The sequence below is a fragment of the Nonomuraea sp. ATR24 genome, assembly GCF_041950485.1.
Taxonomy (GTDB): domain Bacteria; phylum Actinomycetota; class Actinomycetes; order Streptosporangiales; family Streptosporangiaceae; genus Nonomuraea; species Nonomuraea ceibae.
The window spans coordinates 467093-483574 of record NZ_JBGNUU010000001.1 but is presented as its reverse complement, the minus strand read 5'-3'; the positions used below and the strand labels follow the sequence as shown (position 1 = coordinate 483574).

The window sequence follows — 16482 nt, the reverse complement described above, 5'->3', positions numbered from 1 at the left end:
AGCCGACATGTCACCATGTCAGGGCTTTTGTCATAAGAGAGGGTCAGGCTCACAGCCGGTGACGGGGACCGGCGACGCCGTACAGCTCGGCGTGCCAGAGGTCGGAGCCGATCCGCTCCACGCCGGCCGTCAGATGGCGGCGGTAGGTGGTGAAGAGCAGGCCCAGCCGGGTGGCGGCGAGCTGCTGGGTGGGCGGGCCGCTCACGTACGTGACGGCGAGCGCCCGGTGCAGCTTGACCGAGCGCGGGTCGTCGCGCAGGGCGTCGATCGCCTCGCGGAGCAGGTCGTGCAGGGCCGTCGCCGGATCACGCCCGGCCCGCCCGGCCCGCTCGGTGACCAGCCGGGTACGCGTCAGCGGCGAGGCGGCCAGCGCGCCGGGCCGCGAGAAGTGGCGTAACGCCTGCCGGACGGCCTCGCCGAACTCGGCCCGTGACAGCACCGCCAGCCGCCCCGCCCCGCCGCCCGCCTCCGGGGCCGTCGTCCGGCCGAAGCGCTCCAGCCACGCCTGGGGCGGCACCGCCCGCCAGTCGTGGGCGAACAGGTCATAGGCCGCGTCCCCGACGCGAGGCCGGACGTCGATCCTGCCGATGCCGCAGCGCCACAGGTGTTCGTGCGCCTCGTGCTCCGGCAGCGCCCAGTAGGACCAGGCCATCTGCTCCGACCGCAGGCACTCCCCGACGGCCCGCCAGCGCATCATCGCCGTCAACGCCCTGCCGCCCGGCCGTCCCCGTGGCAGCCACATCCTGGCGACGGCCAGGTGCTCGCCCGCGCGCAGGGGCGCCGTGGCCCGCGCGTGCGCCCACGCCGCGGCCACGACCGGGTCGGCCGCGAGTTCCTCCTGGTCCGGTCCCGGCAGCCGCAGCCAGGCGAACCAGGCGACGGGCTCGCCCGTCGCGGCCCGGCGGTAGACGCGGAACGCCTCCGGGCGGCGCCCGGCCCAGAAGGCGGCGCAGCCCGCGGCCTCCTCCCCTTCCGTCTCGGCCGCCATCTCGACCAGGGCCTCGACGTCCGCCGGGTTCAGAGGCTCCTCGCGGAACCCGGCCGTCGAGTGCGCGTCGCGTACGCTCGCCGGCTGGTCGCCGCGGTGGAGGTGGAGCAGGGCCGCCACGGCGCCGGGCACGTCGGGATCGGCCGCCGTCCGGACCTTTCCGGCCAGGTGGGCCCGGACGCGTTCGTGCATGGCGGCGTGTCCCTGCCGGTCCCGCCAGCGGAAGTCGGCCTCCAGGATCTCGCGCACCAGGGCGTGCGGGTACAGCCCGGAGGCGCTCGACTCCATGAACGGCAACCGGCGCAACCACCGGAACAGCTCCTCGGCGTCGTGCGTCAGCACCGCGCGCAGCAGATCCTCGGTCGTCACGTACGCGTGCGCGCTGACCTCCAGCGCCTGCCGGTGCGCGGCCGAGGGCACCTCGCCCACGAGCTGGTCCAGCAGCGCGGTCACGAGCTCGTGCTCCGGTTCCGCGCCCCCCGACGCCGCGGTCAGCAGCAGCGCCAGCGGATGGCCGCCCGCGAAGGCCAGCACCCGCTCGCGCGACTCCTCGGGCACCCCGCAGGAGTCGAGCAGCGCCCGCGCCTCGGCGGGCGGCAGGTCACGCAGCGGCATGACCCGCAAGGCCCGGGCCCACCCGGGGTCGGCGTGCCAGCGCACGTCCGGGGCGTGCCGGCCGGCCAGCACGACCAGCGCCCCCATCCGCACCCGCGACAGGAACTCCTCCCGCAGCCACTCCTCCAGCTCCTGAAGCTGCTCGAAGGCGTCGACCAGCAGGACCGCGCGCGGGTCGCGCAGCACCGGCGCGGCCTCGGCCTCGAACGCCTCGGGCGACGCCACGAGCCCACGGCCGTCGATGTGCACCACCGGGCGGTTCGCGGCGGCGGCGTCCTGGACGAACCGCCGCAGCAGCGCGGACTTTCCGATGCCGCCGGGACCGTGCACGTACAGGACACTGTGGCTGCCGTGCAGGGCCGCGTGGAAGGCCGCCAGCTCCGCGCCCCGGCCGACGAAGGCCTGCTCCCGCGCGAGGTGTACCTGTCGCCCCAGTTGCTCCGGTTCATAATCGCTCGCCAGGCGCATACGCCTTGCTCCCCCTCGATCAACCGCTACGGACCGAAGGTACGGGCCGCCGGTGCGCGCGGGCGATCCCGCGCACTGCCTCCTGCGGGTACAGCAGGCCGTACCGGCTCCGGAGCGGCGGGGATCACGGCCCGCAGGGCAGGGTCACGGCCAGCACGGTGGGCCCGCCGGGCGGGCTGTCCAGGGTGAACGTCCCGTCGTGCGCCTCGACCCGGCCGCGGATGCCGCGAAGCCCGGAACCGTGCCGCTCGTCCGCCCCGCCTCGGCCGTCGTCGGTGATCCGGACCTGGAGCCGGTCGCCCACGCGGCGGGCCTCGACGGCGACGTGCCGCGCACGGCCGTGCTTGGCGGTGTTGGTGAGCGCCTCGGCGACCAGGAAGTACACGGTGGCCTCGACGGAGGCGGCGGCCTTGGCCGGGAGGTCCACGGCCACGGTGCACGGCACGGGGCTGGTCGCGGCCAGGCCGGTCAGCGCGTCGGCGAGGCTCTGGTCGATCAGGACGGGCGGCAGGATGCTCCGCACGACCCCCCGGAGCTCGTCGAGCGACTGCCTGACGGCGTCCTGGGCCCGCACGAGGGGCTCTCCGGCCGTGGACGGATCACGTTCCAGCGCGCGACGGGCCGCCCCGAGCAGCACGTTGACGGCGACGAGCCGATTCTGCGTCCCGTCGTGCAGCGACCGCTCGATCCGGCGCAGCTCGGTGGCGTGCGCGTCGAGGGCCGCGGCGCGCGTCGCGGTCAGCTCCGCCACCCGCGAGGTCAGATCCGTGGCGGAACCCGGGGCGTGGCGCAGCAGCCGCCGCCCGGGCCATGCCTGCAAGCGTGCCAGGCCGGGCGCGGCGATCATGGTGAGGACGATCCACACCGGGATCAGCAGGGCGACGCCGAGAGCGCTGGGCACGTCCCTGATGGTCCACCATCCCCAGGATTCGACCGCGGGCTGCTCCGGAGACAGCAGCAACCACCACAGCGAGAGGGCGGCGACCTTGAGGGCCTGGAGCGGCAGCGTGAGGGCGAGCAGTCCCAGGAGCCCCCCGAACCCGGCGTGGATCACCAGCCAGCCCAGCTCGCGGCGGACTGTGCGGTCGGTGGCCGCGTCGCGCAGCCGGGAGGGGGTCGTGCTCGGGCCGGTGAGTTCTGGGCCCCAGCGCGAGAGCCGCCGTCGTTCGCGGTCGGCGACCTCCCGCAGCTCGCGCAGTGCGGCGGGCACCAGCAGCAGCCCCACGCCGACCAGGCACAGCAGCGCGGTGGCGGTCAGCAGCAGCAGCGCGATCATGGCGACGATCCCCGTGCCCATGCCGCCGACGAGGCGTTCGAGCGCGTCGACCGTGGCACGGCCACGGGCCTGCACGTCCCAGCGTCCGCCCGGACGCCGACGATCCCCGCGATCGTCGACCGTCATCCACACTCCCACGACTGAGGACCGGACGCTCCGCGGAGGTGGAGCAGGCGGGCATGCAACGGTATAGCAGGCTATATCCGGACTAGTTGCCTCAGCAGGAATTCATCATGAATTGTGGCAGTCAGCAGCCATTCACCCGGGCAATCCGAGCCGCCTGACGCCCGGGAATGGCCGAAGATGGGGGCATACGGCGATCTTCGACCTCGGGGGACCACGCGTGCTTTCTGAACGGTACGTACTGCTGGACCAGCTCGGCAGCGGCGGCACGGGCACCGTGTGGCGGGCGACCGATCAACTCCTCGGCCGTACGGTGGCGGTGAAGGAGATGCACCTCCGGACGACCGGCCAGACGCGCGCCGCCCAGCTCACCAGGGCCCACCGGGAAGCCCAGGTCATCGCCCGGATCTCGCACCCGAACGTCCTCGGCGTGCACGACCTCCTGATCCACGACGAGCGGTTGTGGCTGGTGATGGAGTACGTGGACGGCCCCTCGCTGAAGGACCACCTCGCCGCCGCCGGCCCGATGACCCCGGCCGACGCCGCGACGATCGGCCTGCAGCTGCTGTCCGCGCTAGAGACCGTGCACGCCGCCGGCGCGCTGCACCGGGACGTCAAACCGGCCAACGTCCTGCTGCGCCGCGACGGCAGGGTGGTTCTGTGCGACTTCGGCATCGCGGCGCTGACCGGGACCGACTCGCTCACCGAGACCGACGCGGTGGTGGGGACGCTCGAGTACATCGCCCCCGAGCGGCTCCGCGGACAGCCCGGAGGGCCGCCCAGCGACCTGTTCTCGCTCGGCGTCACCCTGTGCGTGCTGGTGTCGGGACGGTCCCCGTTCGCCCGGCCGGAGCCCGCCGGGGTGCTGCACGCCATCGCCCAGGAGGCGGCGGACCTCCCGCCCGCCGCCGGGCCGCTGACCCCGCTGCTCGAAGCCCTGCTCCGCAAGGACCCGGCCCACCGCCCGTCCATCGCGGAGGCGAGCGCGATGCTGCGGCCCTTCGCCTCGACGACGCCGACCGTGCCCGACCTGCCGACCCATCCGCGACGACGATCCCGCGCCGTGCCGCGTCGCCGGCTGCCCGGCCTGGTGGCGATCACGGCCGCCGTCGTGCTCACGGCCGCCGTGGCCGCGGTCGCGCTCACGAACCGCGCCCCGGACGACACCCCCGCCGCCGCGGCGGCGACGACGAGCCCCGCCACCCCGCCGGCCAGTCAGCCAGCCACTCAGCCCGCCACCCCCAGCGCCACGGCCGCCGAGCCCCTGCGGCGCGTCCACGCGGTGATGCCCGTCCCCGACGACCCCGAGCTGAACGCCCCGAGCGGCTATTGGCTGTTCTCCGGCGACCGCTACGTCCGGGCCCGCCTCTCCACCCGGGGTTACCCGATAGGCGAGATCCTGCGAGCCGCCACGCCGCTCCGGACCTGGGACGACACCTTCGAGGACCTGCCCGCGTTCCGGGACCGGATCGACGCGACGCTGCGGGTCCCGGGCTCCTCCGACGAATACTGGGTCTTCTCCGGCCGCGAGTACGTCCGCATCCGCCTGGCGGGCCCCGACCAGGCGTACGACGACACGCTGGTGGCGGGGCCGCGACCCCTCAGCGACTGGGCGGACGTGTTCGGCGACCTCGCCGACGACGGCATCGACGCGGTGGTGCGCACCCCGGACGACCCGGAGCAGTACTGGGTGTTCTCCGGAGACAGGTACGTCCGGACCAGGCTGGACGGCGAGGGCCCCGGCGGCCAGATCACCCGCGGCCCGGCGCGGCTCGACGGCTGGCCCGGCACGTTCCACAAGGTCCCGGCGTTCAGGCAGGGCATCGACGAGATGCTGCCGGTGCCGGGCGAGGCGAACGACTACTGGGTGTTCTCGGGCACCCGGTACATGAAGATCCGCGTCACCGACGTCGCCTACGAGGACTCGGTGCTGACAGGGCCGAGGCCCATCCGCGACTGGTCCGCTCTCGGCTGAGCCGGGGCCGTCCCTCACCGGACAGTTTTCGGGCAGTGAATGGGTCTGTCGCGTGGACAGCCGAGGACTCTAGCGTCCCTCCGGTCCGACGGGGTGTCGGGATGCAGGGGAACGAGGGAGTCTGCGTTGAAGAGCAAGACCACCGGCGTGCTGTCCGCGCTGCTGGCCGTCGTCACGGCCACGGGAACCAGCGCGTGCGCGGCGGGCAAGACCGAGACGGCCGGGAGCGCCGGGGGGTGCGACACGAGCAAGGGCACGCTCGTCGTGGGCGTGATCGCGCCGATGTCGGGCAAGCTGTCGGCGATCGGGCTCGGCATCCGCAACTCGGTCCAGCTCGCCGTCGACCAGGCCAACGCGGCGTGCGCGGTCAAGGGATACCAGCTCGCGATGGATGCGCAGGACGACGAGGCAAACCCGGACAAGGGCGCCGCGGCGGCCCAGCGTTTCGCCGACGACCCCAACGTCGTGGGAGTCGTCGGCTCGTACAACTCGGGCGTGGCGCGGGCGATCCAGCCGAAGATCGCCGCCGCCAAGCTGCTGCTCATCTCGCCGGGCAACACCGACCCGGTGCTGTCCAGGGGAGCCGACTTCGCCACCGCGCCGAAACGGCAGTACGGCAACTACTTCCGCGTCGTCGGCACCGACGACCTCCAGGGCCCCTTCAACGCCCGCTACATGGTGCAGAAGGAGGGGAAGAAGAAGCTGGCGATCATCACCGACGGCAAGGCCGTGGGTGAGAGCAGCGCGACGGAGTTCGCCAAGGAGGCCGAACGCCTCGGCGCGCAGATCGTCATCCGCGAGAAGGTCAACGAGAACGACAGCGACTTCTCCAGCGTGCTGACCAAGGTCAAGACGCTGAACCCGGAGGCGATCTTCGTCGGTTCGGAGTATCACGTGGCCGGCCCGCTCAGCAAGCAGGCCAGGGACCTGGGGCTGAACGTGCCCGTGTCGGGCACCGACGGCCTGTTCGACCCCCAGTTCATCGCGCTCGGCGGCAAGGACGGCGACGTCGCCACCTCTGTCGGCGCGCCGATCGACAAGCTGGACAGCGGCAAGGCGTTCGTGGACGCGTACAAGAAGAAGGGCTTCTCCGACGGGTACGGCGGTTTCGGGGCCTTCGCCTTCGACGCGGCCAACGTCATCGTCGCCTCGGCCGGCAAGGTGACCGCGAGCGGCGGCTGGAGCGGCGGGCTCGAACAGCGCGCCGAGCTGATCAAGCAGGTCCAGGAGTACCGGACCGACTCGGGCGCCAACGGCACGATCGGATTCGACCAGTACGGCGACAGCGTCAACAAGATGTTCACCGTGTACAAGGTCACGTCCGGTGCGTGGAAGGACGTGCTGAGTGACCAGTTCGAGGCGAAGTAAGCCGTGTCCACTCTGGCGCAGCAGATGGTCAACGGTCTGGTGCTGGGTGCGCTGATCGGCTTGATCGCGCTCGGCTACACGATGGTCTACGGCATCGTCCAGTTGATCAACTTCGCTCACGGCGAGGTGTTCATGGTGGGCGCGTTCGGCGCGCACTTCGTCTCCCTGCGTCTGCTGCCCGCGGACACGCCCTGGTACACGGCGTTGCCGGTCATGTGCGTGACGGCGGTGGCCGTCTCCGTGGCGGTCGCGGTCGCGGTGGAGAGGCTGGCGTACCGGCCGCTGCGCGGCGCGCACAAGCTGGCGCCGCTGATCACCGCGCTCGGGGTGTCCATCCTGCTGCAGGAGGTGGTGCGGGTCTTCTACCCCGGCGCCACGGCGCCGCTGGCCTTCCCGCGCGCCTTCCCCGACGGGCACCTGGTGCTCGGGCCGGTGACGGTCCTGTGGACCGGCGTGCTGGCCCTCGCCGTCGCCCCCCCTCTGGCCGCCGCGCTGCACCTGTACGTGGAGCGCTCCCGCCTGGGACGCGCCATGCGCGCCACGGCCCAGGACCCCGAGACCGCCCGGCTCATGGGGATCGACCCGGACCGGGTGATCCTGGCGACGTTCGTCCTCGGCGCGGCGCTCGCGGGGGTGGGCGCCGTCCTGTACGGCATCCACTACACGCAGATCGACACCGCCATCGGCTTCCAGAACGGCATCTTCGCCTTCACCGCGGCCGTGCTCGGCGGCATCGGCAGCATCCGCGGGGCCATGCTCGGCGCGCTCTCCATCGGCCTGGTGAAGTCACTGGCCGGCCAGTACGCCTGGGGCGGCGCCCAGTACGACTACGTGTGGGTCTTCGCACTGCTGATCCTGGTCCTGATGTTCCGCCCGCAGGGCTTCCTCGGCCGGCCGGAGAGGGTGCGGGCATGACGTCCTCCTTCGTCCGGGACCGCCCGGTCACCGAAGCGCCGTCCCGGCGCGAGCCGCGCTCCGCCTGGCGTTCCGCGCCGGGCGCCGCGCTGGTGCTGCTCGGGGCGCTGTCGCCGTGGGCGTCGGCCGTCATCCCCGGCGGCGCCTATCCCGGCCTGGCCACGCTGCAGTTCTTCGACGCCCCGTACCTGGTCACCGGCTTCCGCCTGCACCTGCTGCTCCTGGGGCTGGCCGCGATGCTGCCCCGCGCGAGCCGGGCCGCGGGCGCGGGCGCGGCCGTCATCGCGCTCGTCCACACCGCGTTCCTGGCCGCGCTCGGCGTCCTGTCGTTCGGCGGTCCGGTGACGCTGGCCGGCGGCGCCCTGCTGATCTGGCTGGGCCGGAGGGAACCCGCCCCCACGTGGAAGCTTCCGTCCCGCGCGCTGGCCTGGCCGATCCTGGTGGCGGCCTTCGCCGCCCTGCTGTGGGCGGTGTCGGCGATGCTGACGGCGGGCGGGCAGAGCCGGGCGACCAACCCGCACGGAGGGGCCGAGTTCCTGTCGTTCCTCGGATTCGCCGTCGGCCTGTTCGGCATCCTGTCCGCGTACGGGGTGCTCTCCTGGCTCTCGGCCCTGGCCGAACGGCACCGGGCCTTCAGCCTCACCGTCCTGCTGGCCTGCGCCATGCTCCTGCCGCTCACCGAGGCCGGAACCGGCTACTGGATGACGGTGGCCTCCACCATCGGCATCTACGCGGCCACCGCGATCGGGCTCAACATCGTCGTGGGCCTGGCAGGGCTGCTCGACCTCGGCTACGTGGCCTTCCTCGGCATCGGCGCCTTCACCGCCGCGAACCTGGCCCACGTGGTCTCCTTCCCGGTCGCGGCGCTCGCGGGCGCGGTGGTGGCGGGCCTGCTCGGCGTCGTGGTGGGCGCGCCCACCCTGCGCGTGCGGGGCGACTACCTGGCGATCGTGACGCTCGCGTTCGGCGAGATCTTCTTCCGGGCCGCGCAGAACGACATCGGCGGGCTGACCGGCGGCGCCAACTCCATCCCGGGGATCCCGCCGATCACCCTCTTCGGGCAGGGCTTCGACCAGCCGGTCGGCGGACTGCCCGCCGGCTTCCTCTACTACGCGCTGACCGTGCTCCTGGTCGCCGGCACGATGGCGGTCCTGGCCAACCTCAAGCACAGCCGCACCGGCCGGGCCTGGCTGGCGATCAGAGAGGACGAGGACGTCGCCAGGGCGATGGGCGTGCGCACCGGCCGGGCCAAGATCCTGGCCTTCCTGGTGGGCGCCACGCTGGCGGGCCTGGCGGGCGCGGTCTTCGCGCACAAGCTCGGCACGGTCGGCTACGAGAGCTTCGACTTCAGCGAATCGGTCACCTTGCTGGCCGCGGTGATCCTCGGCGGCATGGGCACGGTGCCCGGCGCGCTCGTGGGCGCCTCGCTGCTGTTCGTGCTGCCGGAGAAGCTGCGCGAGTTCAGCGACTACCGGCTGATGCTCTTCGGGCTCGCCCTCATCCTCATCATGCGTTTCCGGCCCAAGGGGTTGGTGTCCTCATGACTCTCGTCGCAGAGCGCCTGTTCATGTCCTTCGGCGGCCTCCTCGCGCTGGACGGCGTCTCGCTCACCGTGCCCGACGGCGGCGTGGTCGGGCTGATCGGCCCCAACGGCGCCGGCAAGACCACCCTCTTCAACTGCCTGACGGGCCTGTACGCACCCACGTCCGGGCAGGTGGTGCTGAACGGGCGGCCGCTCGTGGCCGACGCCGCCGAGGCGGCCCGCGGCGGCATCGCGCGCACCTTCCAGAACATCCGCCTGTTCTCCGAGATGTCCATCCTCGACAACGTGCTTGTCGGCCGGCACACCCGGATCAGGCAGAGCCTGCTGAACGCGCTCCTGCACGGCCCCGGGTTCCGCAGGAGCGAGAGAGAGGCCGTCGAACGCGCCCGCGCCGAACTGGCCTTCGTCGGGCTCGACCCGGCCGGCCGGGCCCCCGCCCGCAGCCTGGCGTACGGGGACCAGCGGCGTCTGGAGATCGCCAGGGCGCTGGCGGGCGACCCGTCGGTGCTCATGCTCGACGAGCCGACCGCCGGCATGAACGCCACCGAGACGGCCGCCGTCAGCCGCCTGATCGACGCCATCCGCCGGCGCGGGATCTCCGTGGTCGTGATCGAGCACGACACCAGGTTCATCTTCTCCCTCTGCGACCACGTCCACGTGCTCGTGCGCGGCCGCCTGCTGACCAGCGGGCCGCCGGAGACCGTACGCGCCGACCCGCGCGTCATCGACGCCTACCTAGGAGCGGCCTGATGCTCGAAGTGAACGGACTCGCGGTCGCGTACGGCGCGATCGAGGCCGTCAAGGACGTCGGCTTCACCGTCCAGGAGGGGCAGATCGTCTGCCTCGTCGGCACCAACGGCGCGGGCAAGAGCACCGTGCTCAAGGCCGTGTCGGGCCTGCTCCGCCCGCACCGCGGCGAGATCCGCCTCCGGGGCCGCCCCATCCACCACCTGCCGGCGCACGCCGTCCTCGCCGCCGGCGTCGCGCACTGCCCCGAGGGACGTCGCCTGTTCGCCGGCATGACCGTCGAGGAGAACCTGCGCCTGGGCGGCCACCTGCGCCGGGACCGCCACGTCGCGAAGGACATGGCCCGCGTCTACGACCTCTTCCCCGTCCTGGGGGAACGCCGTACGCAACGGGCGGGGCTCTTCTCCGGAGGCGAGCAGCAGATGCTGGCCATCGGCCGCGCCCTGATGGCCCGGCCGGCGCTGCTCATGTTCGACGAGCCCACCATGGGATTGTCGCCCATCATGATCCGGCGCATCCTCGACACCATCGCCCTGCTCCGGAACCAGGGGACGACGATCCTCATGGTCGAGCAGAACGCCCTGGCCGCTCTCATGCTGGCCGACCACGGCTACGTCATCGACCTCGGCCGGACCACCATGTCCGGGCCGGGCACGGACCTGCTGGCCGACCCGCGCGTCCGCGCCGCCTACCTCGGCTGACCGCGGCGGCCGTCTCTAGCGCGTGCCGGGGCGGGCCGGTGTGAGGCGGACGGGCAGGGCGCGGACGAAGTCGCCGTGCGGCTGCCCGTCCCGGACGACCGGCCCGGTGACCTCGATCTTCGCGAACCGCTCGACGAGCAGCCGCACGGTCTCCTCGATCTCGACGAGCGCGATCAGGCGTCCCAGGCACGCGTGACGCCCGGAGCCGAAGTTCAGCACGGGTCTCGGATGCGTACGGCTGATCCGGAACCGCTTCGGGTCGGTGAAGACCGACGGATCGTGGTTGGCGGCGATCACCGAGGCGAACAGCCACGTGCCGGAGGGGATCGCCAGCCCCGCGAACTCCTGGTCCGCGCTCCCGAGCCTCGGGTCCGACCAGACGTTCGGACGCGCCCGCAGGCTCTCCTGGACCGCGCTCGGGATGAGTGTGGGGTCCTCGCGCAGCAGGCGCCACTGGTCCGGATGCGCGGCGAGCGCCATGACGGTGTGCGAGAGGGCCGCGCTCGTGTTGTCGGTGCTGGCTGTCAGCAGCGTGAAGAGGATTTCGAGGATCTCCTCCGTGGTCGTCTCGCCCCGCCGCTCCGCCACGAGGAGCTGGGAGAGCACGTCGTCGCCCGGCTCGGCGCGCCGGCGTTCGATGTGGGCGCGGGCGTAGCCGACCAGCGTGCGGGCGCCGCGTTCGATCTCGTCACGATGGCGGGGATCGGCGCGGAACGCCTTGAGCAGCATGTCCGAGCAGGCCGCGACCAGCTCGTGGTCCTCGGCGGGCGCGCCGATGAGATGGCAGAAGTACGCGGCCGGCACGTGGGGCGCGACGGCCTTGGCGAAGTCGAACTCGTCGCCCGCCAGGCTGTCGAGCAGCCCGGCCGCGATCAGGCGCGCCACGCCCCGGGACCGCTCGATCACCACCGGGCCGAGCAGCGGCCCCAGCAGCCGGCGCTGGCGCCGGTGCGCCTCGCCCTCGAGCGCCGCCGTGTTCGCGACGCTGTAGCGGTAGGCGACGTCGCCCGGATTCAGCCCGCAGGCGGTGAGCAGCTCGGCGAAGCCCACCGTGAACCGCTCGTCACGCAGCAACGCCCGCGCCAGGTCGTAGCTGAGGAACTCCACCCCGCGCGGGCTCCGGGCGACGGGAACGCCCGGCCCGAGCGCCTCGATCATGCCCAGTGGGTCCGAGACGTAGTCAGCGGAGTACACGTCGAGGAAAGGCAAACTGTCGATGTCCCGGGTGAGGTCGCGCATCTGATCCCCCTGATCTCCATCGCGAGCGGGCTCCGCCGAGCCCGCCGACCGGATCGAGCCTGTCAGCGCGAGCGCGGCATGATCCATCCCGCCTGCGCTACCTCCACCGGTAGCGCAGCCTGTCGGCCGGAGACGCGCGGAACCCCGGCTCGGGTCGCCGAGCCGGGGTTCTTTCGTGCCGGGGTTCTCGCGCCGGGGTCAGGAGAAGACGACGGAGCGCACCAGGAGGCGGTCCGAGGCGCCCGCGCCGGGGCGCAGGCTGTAGTAGACGTCGCCCGCGCAGCCGCGCTCCAGGAAGACGGTGGCCGTCGCGTCGGTCAGGTTCTTGGGCGCGTAGGCGGCCGACGTGCCGTCGGAGCCGGCGCCCTGGATGTCGATGCACGTCCGGCTCGGCGGGTTGTTGATGAAGCCGACGGCGTCGTACCCGTCGGCGGTCTGGTACGAGTAGCGGAACTGGCCCGTGGCGGCCCAGGCGGAGCCGGGAACCGCCAGGACCAGCATGAGGGCGCCGGCGGCGGTGGCCAGAGCGGAGTGCGAACGCATGGTTCTCCCCTTCACGGAGTAACAACATCGGACACAGAGAGTAATCGTACACTTACAATTCGTGTCAGGGCGCTGCTCGGCCGGATGCGGCATAGTGGGCGGCCATGGCGAGAAAGCTCGGAGTCTTACTCGTGTCGTCGATGCTCGCCGGGTGCGCCGCCGCAGGGCCGGGCCCCGCCGCGCCGACACCCCCGCCAGCGCCGGAGTCCACGCCGGAGTCCGCACCGGAGTCCGCACCGGAGTCCGTGCCGGTCTCGGTGACCCCGGCCGCCGCGCCGCCGTCGCGGCCCCGGTGCTCCGGCAAGGCCGAGCCCGGTGACGTGAACGGTGACGGCTACGCCGATCTGGCGTTCGTCCGGACGGGCGCTGACTGGCGGGAGCGGGCCCAGCTCGTGGTGGTGCACGGGTCGGCGCGCGGGCTCGACCCGGCCACCGCGTACGTCGCCGGTGACGGCGCCATGTCCGGCGAGGTGCCCCCGCAGTTCGCCGACCTCGACGGCGACGGCTGCGCGGACGTCGTCATCCCCGACCGGTCCCTGATGATCTTCTGGGGCGGCCGGGGCCCGGCCGCCGTCCTGCCGTACGGGAGTCACTCCGGCGTGGCCGACCTCGACGGCGACGCCGCCGCCGACCTGCTGGCGACCACGTCGCGTCCCGACGGCACCGGCGGCAGGCTCGTCCGCCTGCACGGCCCGTTCACCAGGTCCGGCGAGCCCGCCCGCCGGAGCGGCCGTCCGCTCCCCGAGGGCGAGTGGCCCGGCAGGATGGTCACCGATCCGTACGGGCCGGACCTGGTCGTGTACGGGCCCGACGACGGCGAGCAGGCCCACGCCTGGCTGCTGACCGGCGAGGACTTCCGCGAGGTGGCCACGGGCAGCTCGGCGGTGTTCGGCGACTTCGACGGCGACGGCCGCCGCGACGTGGCGATCGGCGACAGCGGAGCACGCAACAACGAGCCCGGCATGGAGACGGAGGACCCGTCGGTCGAGGGCATCACCCGCGTCTTCTACGGCGGCGCGGACCGCGAGCCGCAGGTGCTCGACGGCGTCCGGGGCAGCCTGCACGCCGGCGACCTGACCGGCGACGGCGCCGACGACCTGGTCTCCGGCGAGGTCATCGGCATGCACGCGAGGGTCGTCGGCGGGGCCGAGATCCTCACCGGCTCCCCGGCGGGCGTGCGCCGCCCCGGCCTGTCGTTCAGCCATCGGGGCCCCGAGCGCGGCCCGGCGGGCAAGCGGCTCAAGGACTGGGAGCGCGGCTCGATCAGGACGTGGTCGGTGGGCGACCACGACGGCGACGGCCGGGCCGAGGTGATCCGCGTCTGGCAGGGCGGCCCGGGCCGCGCCCGCTTCTGGCGCGTCGACGGCGCGGGGGCGACGCTGCAGGTGTTCGACCTGGCGGGCAAGGGCGGCTGACCGGAGGGGCGAAGTCTTTGCCGGTGTCGCACGGCGGCTTGAGGGCAGGGCGGGAAAGGGGTCATCCGAGGAGAGGAAACGGTGACATGAGTGACGTTGGTGACCGTCGCGAAGTGCTGACGAACCGGCAGGGGCATCCTGTCTACGACAACCAGAACCAGCGGACGGTGGGCGCGCGAGGGCCCGCAACGCTGGAGAACTACCAGTTCCTGGAGAAGATCAGCCACTTCGACCGCGAGCGCATCCCGGAGCGGGTGGTGCACGCGCGGGGGACCACCGCCTACGGGTTCTTCGAGGCGTACGGGAAGATCGGCGACGAGCCGGTCAGCCGCTACACCAGGGCCAAGCTGTTCCAGGAGCCGGGCAAGCGCACGGATCTCGCGGTGCGCTTCTCCACGGTGATCGGCGGCCGTGACTCGGCGGAGACGGCCCGCGACCCGCGCGGGTTCGCCGTCAAGTTCTACACCGAGGACGGCAACTGGGACCTGGTGGGCAACAACCTGGCGGTGTTCTTCATCCGGGACGCGATCAAGTTTCCCGATGTGATCCACGCGCTCAAGCCGGACCCGGTGACGTTCCGCCAGGAGCCGAACCGGATCTTCGACTTCATGTCGCAGACGCCCGAGTGCATGCACATGCTGGTCAACCTGTTCAGCCCGCGCGGCATCCCGGCCGACTACCGGCACATGCAGGGCTTCGGCGTGAACACGTACAAATGGACCAACAAGCAGGGCGAGTCGTTCCTGGTCAAGTATCACTGGATGCCCAAGCAGGGCGTGCGCAGCATGACGGCCGCCGATGCGGCGATCATCCAGGCGACCGAGCTGGGGCACGCGACCAAGGACCTGCACGAGGCGATCGAGCGCGGCGACCACCCGGAGTGGGAGCTGCTCGTGCAGGTGATGAGCGACGACGAGCACCCCGAGCTGGACTTCGACCCGCTGGACGACACCAAGGTGTGGCCGGAGAACGAGTTCCCGGCACGGCCGGTGGGCCGGATGGTGCTCAACCGCAACGTGGACAACAACTTCGCCGAGAACGAGCAGATCTCGTTCGGCACCGGCGTGCTGGTCGACGGGCTGGACTTCTCCGACGACAAGATGCTGGTCGGGCGGACGTTCTCCTACAGCGACACCCAGCGCTACCGGGTGGGCCCCAACTACCTGCAGCTCCCGGTCAACCAGGCGAAGAACGCGAGCATCCGCACCAACCAGCGTGACGGGCAGATGACGTACTTCGTCGACACCGGCGGCGAGTCGCCGCACATCAACTACGAGCCGTCGCTGGTGGGCGGGCTGCGCGAGGCCGAGTACCCGACGGAGGACATCGAGGGCCCGGTCATCACCGGCCGTCTCACCCGCAGGCGCATCCCGCGCACGAACGACTACGTGCAGGCCGGGCAGCGTTATCTGCTGATGGAGGAGTGGGAGCGCGACGACCTGGTGCACAACTTCGTCACCCAGCTCAAGCAGTGCGACCGGCGCATCCAGGAGCGCATGGTGTGGCACTTCCTGCTGGTGGAGGACGACCTGGGGCTGCGCGTGGGCGAGGGCCTGGGCATCACGCCGGACGACGTGGCCGGGCTGGAGCCGCTGCCCAAGCAGGAGCTGACCGACGAGGACCGGGACCGGCTGGCCAAGCTGGGCAGGAACGGGCCGCGTGACGTGACCGGGCTGAAGATGACGCACTGCGTGCCGGACGAGCGGTTCACTCCAGGCGGCGCAGCAGGGCCTGCTTAGCCGAGGCGAACTCCTCGTCGGTGAGCACGCCGGAGCGGTGCAGCTCGCCGAGCTCGGCGAGGTGGCGCAGGACCACGTCCACCTCGCCCGCCGGGGCCGGGGCGGGGGGCAGCTCGGCGACGCCGCGCGGGATGCGGGCGTGCACGGCGGCGGCGACCAGCGCGGTCGTGCCGCCGAAGCGCTGCACGCCCCACGAGATGCAGCGCGGGTCCTTCTGCGGCTGCTTGTCGGGCCCGTCGCCCTTGGCGCGGAAGCGAAGGGTGCCGTAGCCGAGGCCGGACTGCGGCTTCCACTCCACGGCCACCAGGTCGGTCAGCGGGAACTCCTGCGGGCCGGCCTCGTCCTTGGCGGTGCTGGCGAAGGCGGTCCACTCGATGCGTACGCGCTCGCCGTCGAAGGCGACGGTGCCGTCACCGGCGGACGCGCTGATCGGCACGTCGGGCCCGGGCAGCAGGTAGTCGTCCGTCGGCCCGCTGGGCGTCTGCCACGCGGCGAGCGCGTCGCGGATCTCGTCGGCGTAGTATTCGGCGGCGCCGGTGCGGCCCTTGGGAACGGCCAGGCGGTAGGGGTCGGCGGGGGCGGTCAGCGAGCCGGCGACCACGTCGGTCAGCGGGTCGGCGCCCCGGCGCAGCCGCAGCCGCAGGTGGCCGCCCTTGCGTGACGGCTCGAACGTCGCCCCGGCGATGGCCTCCAGCGGGACGACGAGCTCGCCGAGCGCCTTGCGCAGCTCGTGGACCTCGCGGCCGCTGCCCGGGATGATCCGGACCGTCTCTCCGTCGAACGTCCACGCCCCGTCGGGGACTGCCATCTCCGCCATGTCCTCCAGC

The 16482-nt window shown here is 72.6% G+C and carries 13 protein-coding genes; 8 read left to right on the top strand and 5 right to left on the bottom strand.

Features of this window, described 5'->3' with window-relative positions; all coding sequences use genetic code 11:
• Positions 1-49: 49 nt before the first annotated feature.
• Positions 50-2071, bottom strand: a complete 2022-nt coding sequence (locus ACBI99_RS02300; protein ID WP_375071573.1) for an AAA family ATPase — start codon at positions 2069-2071, stop codon at positions 50-52.
• A gap of 124 nt (positions 2072-2195) precedes the next feature.
• Entirely contained in the window at positions 2196-3473 is a 1278-nt protein-coding gene (locus tag ACBI99_RS02295) for a sensor domain-containing protein (protein ID WP_375071572.1), read from the bottom strand.
• A gap of 217 nt (positions 3474-3690) precedes the next feature.
• On the opposite strand from ACBI99_RS02295, the gene ACBI99_RS02290 reads away from it, so the two are divergent.
• The 6 genes from ACBI99_RS02290 to ACBI99_RS02265 all read left to right on the top strand — a co-directional run bounded on the left by ACBI99_RS02290 (position 3691) and on the right by ACBI99_RS02265 (position 10719).
• Positions 3691-5445, top strand: a complete 1755-nt coding sequence (locus ACBI99_RS02290; RefSeq protein ID WP_375071571.1) for a protein kinase — start codon at positions 3691-3693, stop codon at positions 5443-5445.
• A gap of 126 nt (positions 5446-5571) precedes the next feature.
• Positions 5572-6813 (top strand): branched-chain amino acid ABC transporter substrate-binding protein, encoded by a 1242-nt coding sequence (locus ACBI99_RS02285; RefSeq protein ID WP_375071570.1) that lies wholly within the window; start codon positions 5572-5574, stop codon positions 6811-6813.
• Between the two features lie 3 nt (positions 6814-6816).
• Positions 6817-7728 carry a branched-chain amino acid ABC transporter permease gene (locus ACBI99_RS02280; protein WP_375071569.1) on the top strand — a complete coding sequence of 304 codons (912 nt, stop codon included), beginning with the start codon at positions 6817-6819 and terminating at the stop codon, positions 7726-7728.
• Positions 7725-9272 (top strand): branched-chain amino acid ABC transporter permease, encoded by a 1548-nt coding sequence (locus ACBI99_RS02275; protein WP_357592797.1) that lies wholly within the window; start codon positions 7725-7727, stop codon positions 9270-9272. The genes ACBI99_RS02280 and ACBI99_RS02275 overlap by 4 nt, the downstream gene beginning before the upstream one ends.
• Entirely contained in the window at positions 9269-10021 is a 753-nt protein-coding gene (locus tag ACBI99_RS02270; protein WP_375071568.1) for an ABC transporter ATP-binding protein, read from the top strand. The genes ACBI99_RS02275 and ACBI99_RS02270 overlap by 4 nt, the downstream gene beginning before the upstream one ends.
• Entirely contained in the window at positions 10021-10719 is a 699-nt protein-coding gene (locus ACBI99_RS02265) for an ABC transporter ATP-binding protein (protein ID WP_375071567.1), read from the top strand. Before ACBI99_RS02270 ends, ACBI99_RS02265 begins: the two co-directional genes overlap by 1 nt.
• A 15-nt stretch (positions 10720-10734) precedes the next feature.
• On the opposite strand, the gene ACBI99_RS02260 is transcribed toward ACBI99_RS02265, so the two are convergent.
• Positions 10735-11958 carry a cytochrome P450 gene (locus tag ACBI99_RS02260; protein WP_375071566.1) on the bottom strand — a complete coding sequence of 408 codons (1224 nt, stop codon included), beginning with the start codon at positions 11956-11958 and terminating at the stop codon, positions 10735-10737.
• Positions 11959-12156: 198 nt separating this feature from the next.
• Positions 12157-12501 carry a hypothetical protein gene (locus tag ACBI99_RS02255; protein WP_375071565.1) on the bottom strand — a complete coding sequence of 115 codons (345 nt, stop codon included), beginning with the start codon at positions 12499-12501 and terminating at the stop codon, positions 12157-12159.
• A gap of 104 nt (positions 12502-12605) precedes the next feature.
• Here ACBI99_RS02255 and ACBI99_RS02250 point away from each other — a divergent pair, with 104 nt between their 5' ends.
• Together ACBI99_RS02250 and ACBI99_RS02245 are read left to right on the top strand one after the other, a co-directional pair.
• Complete coding sequence (locus ACBI99_RS02250; protein ID WP_375071564.1) at positions 12606-13916, top strand: FG-GAP repeat domain-containing protein; 1311 nt, start codon at positions 12606-12608, stop codon at positions 13914-13916.
• Between the two features lie 86 nt (positions 13917-14002).
• Positions 14003-15655 (top strand): catalase, encoded by a 1653-nt coding sequence (locus ACBI99_RS02245; RefSeq protein WP_219510561.1) that lies wholly within the window; start codon positions 14003-14005, stop codon positions 15653-15655.
• Here the strand turns inward: ACBI99_RS02245 and ACBI99_RS02240 are convergent.
• Positions 15624-16472, bottom strand: a complete 849-nt coding sequence (locus tag ACBI99_RS02240) for a DUF4429 domain-containing protein (RefSeq protein WP_375071563.1) — start codon at positions 16470-16472, stop codon at positions 15624-15626. The two genes, ACBI99_RS02245 and ACBI99_RS02240, sit on opposite strands and share 32 nt — an antisense overlap.
• Positions 16473-16482: the final 10 nt, after the last annotated feature.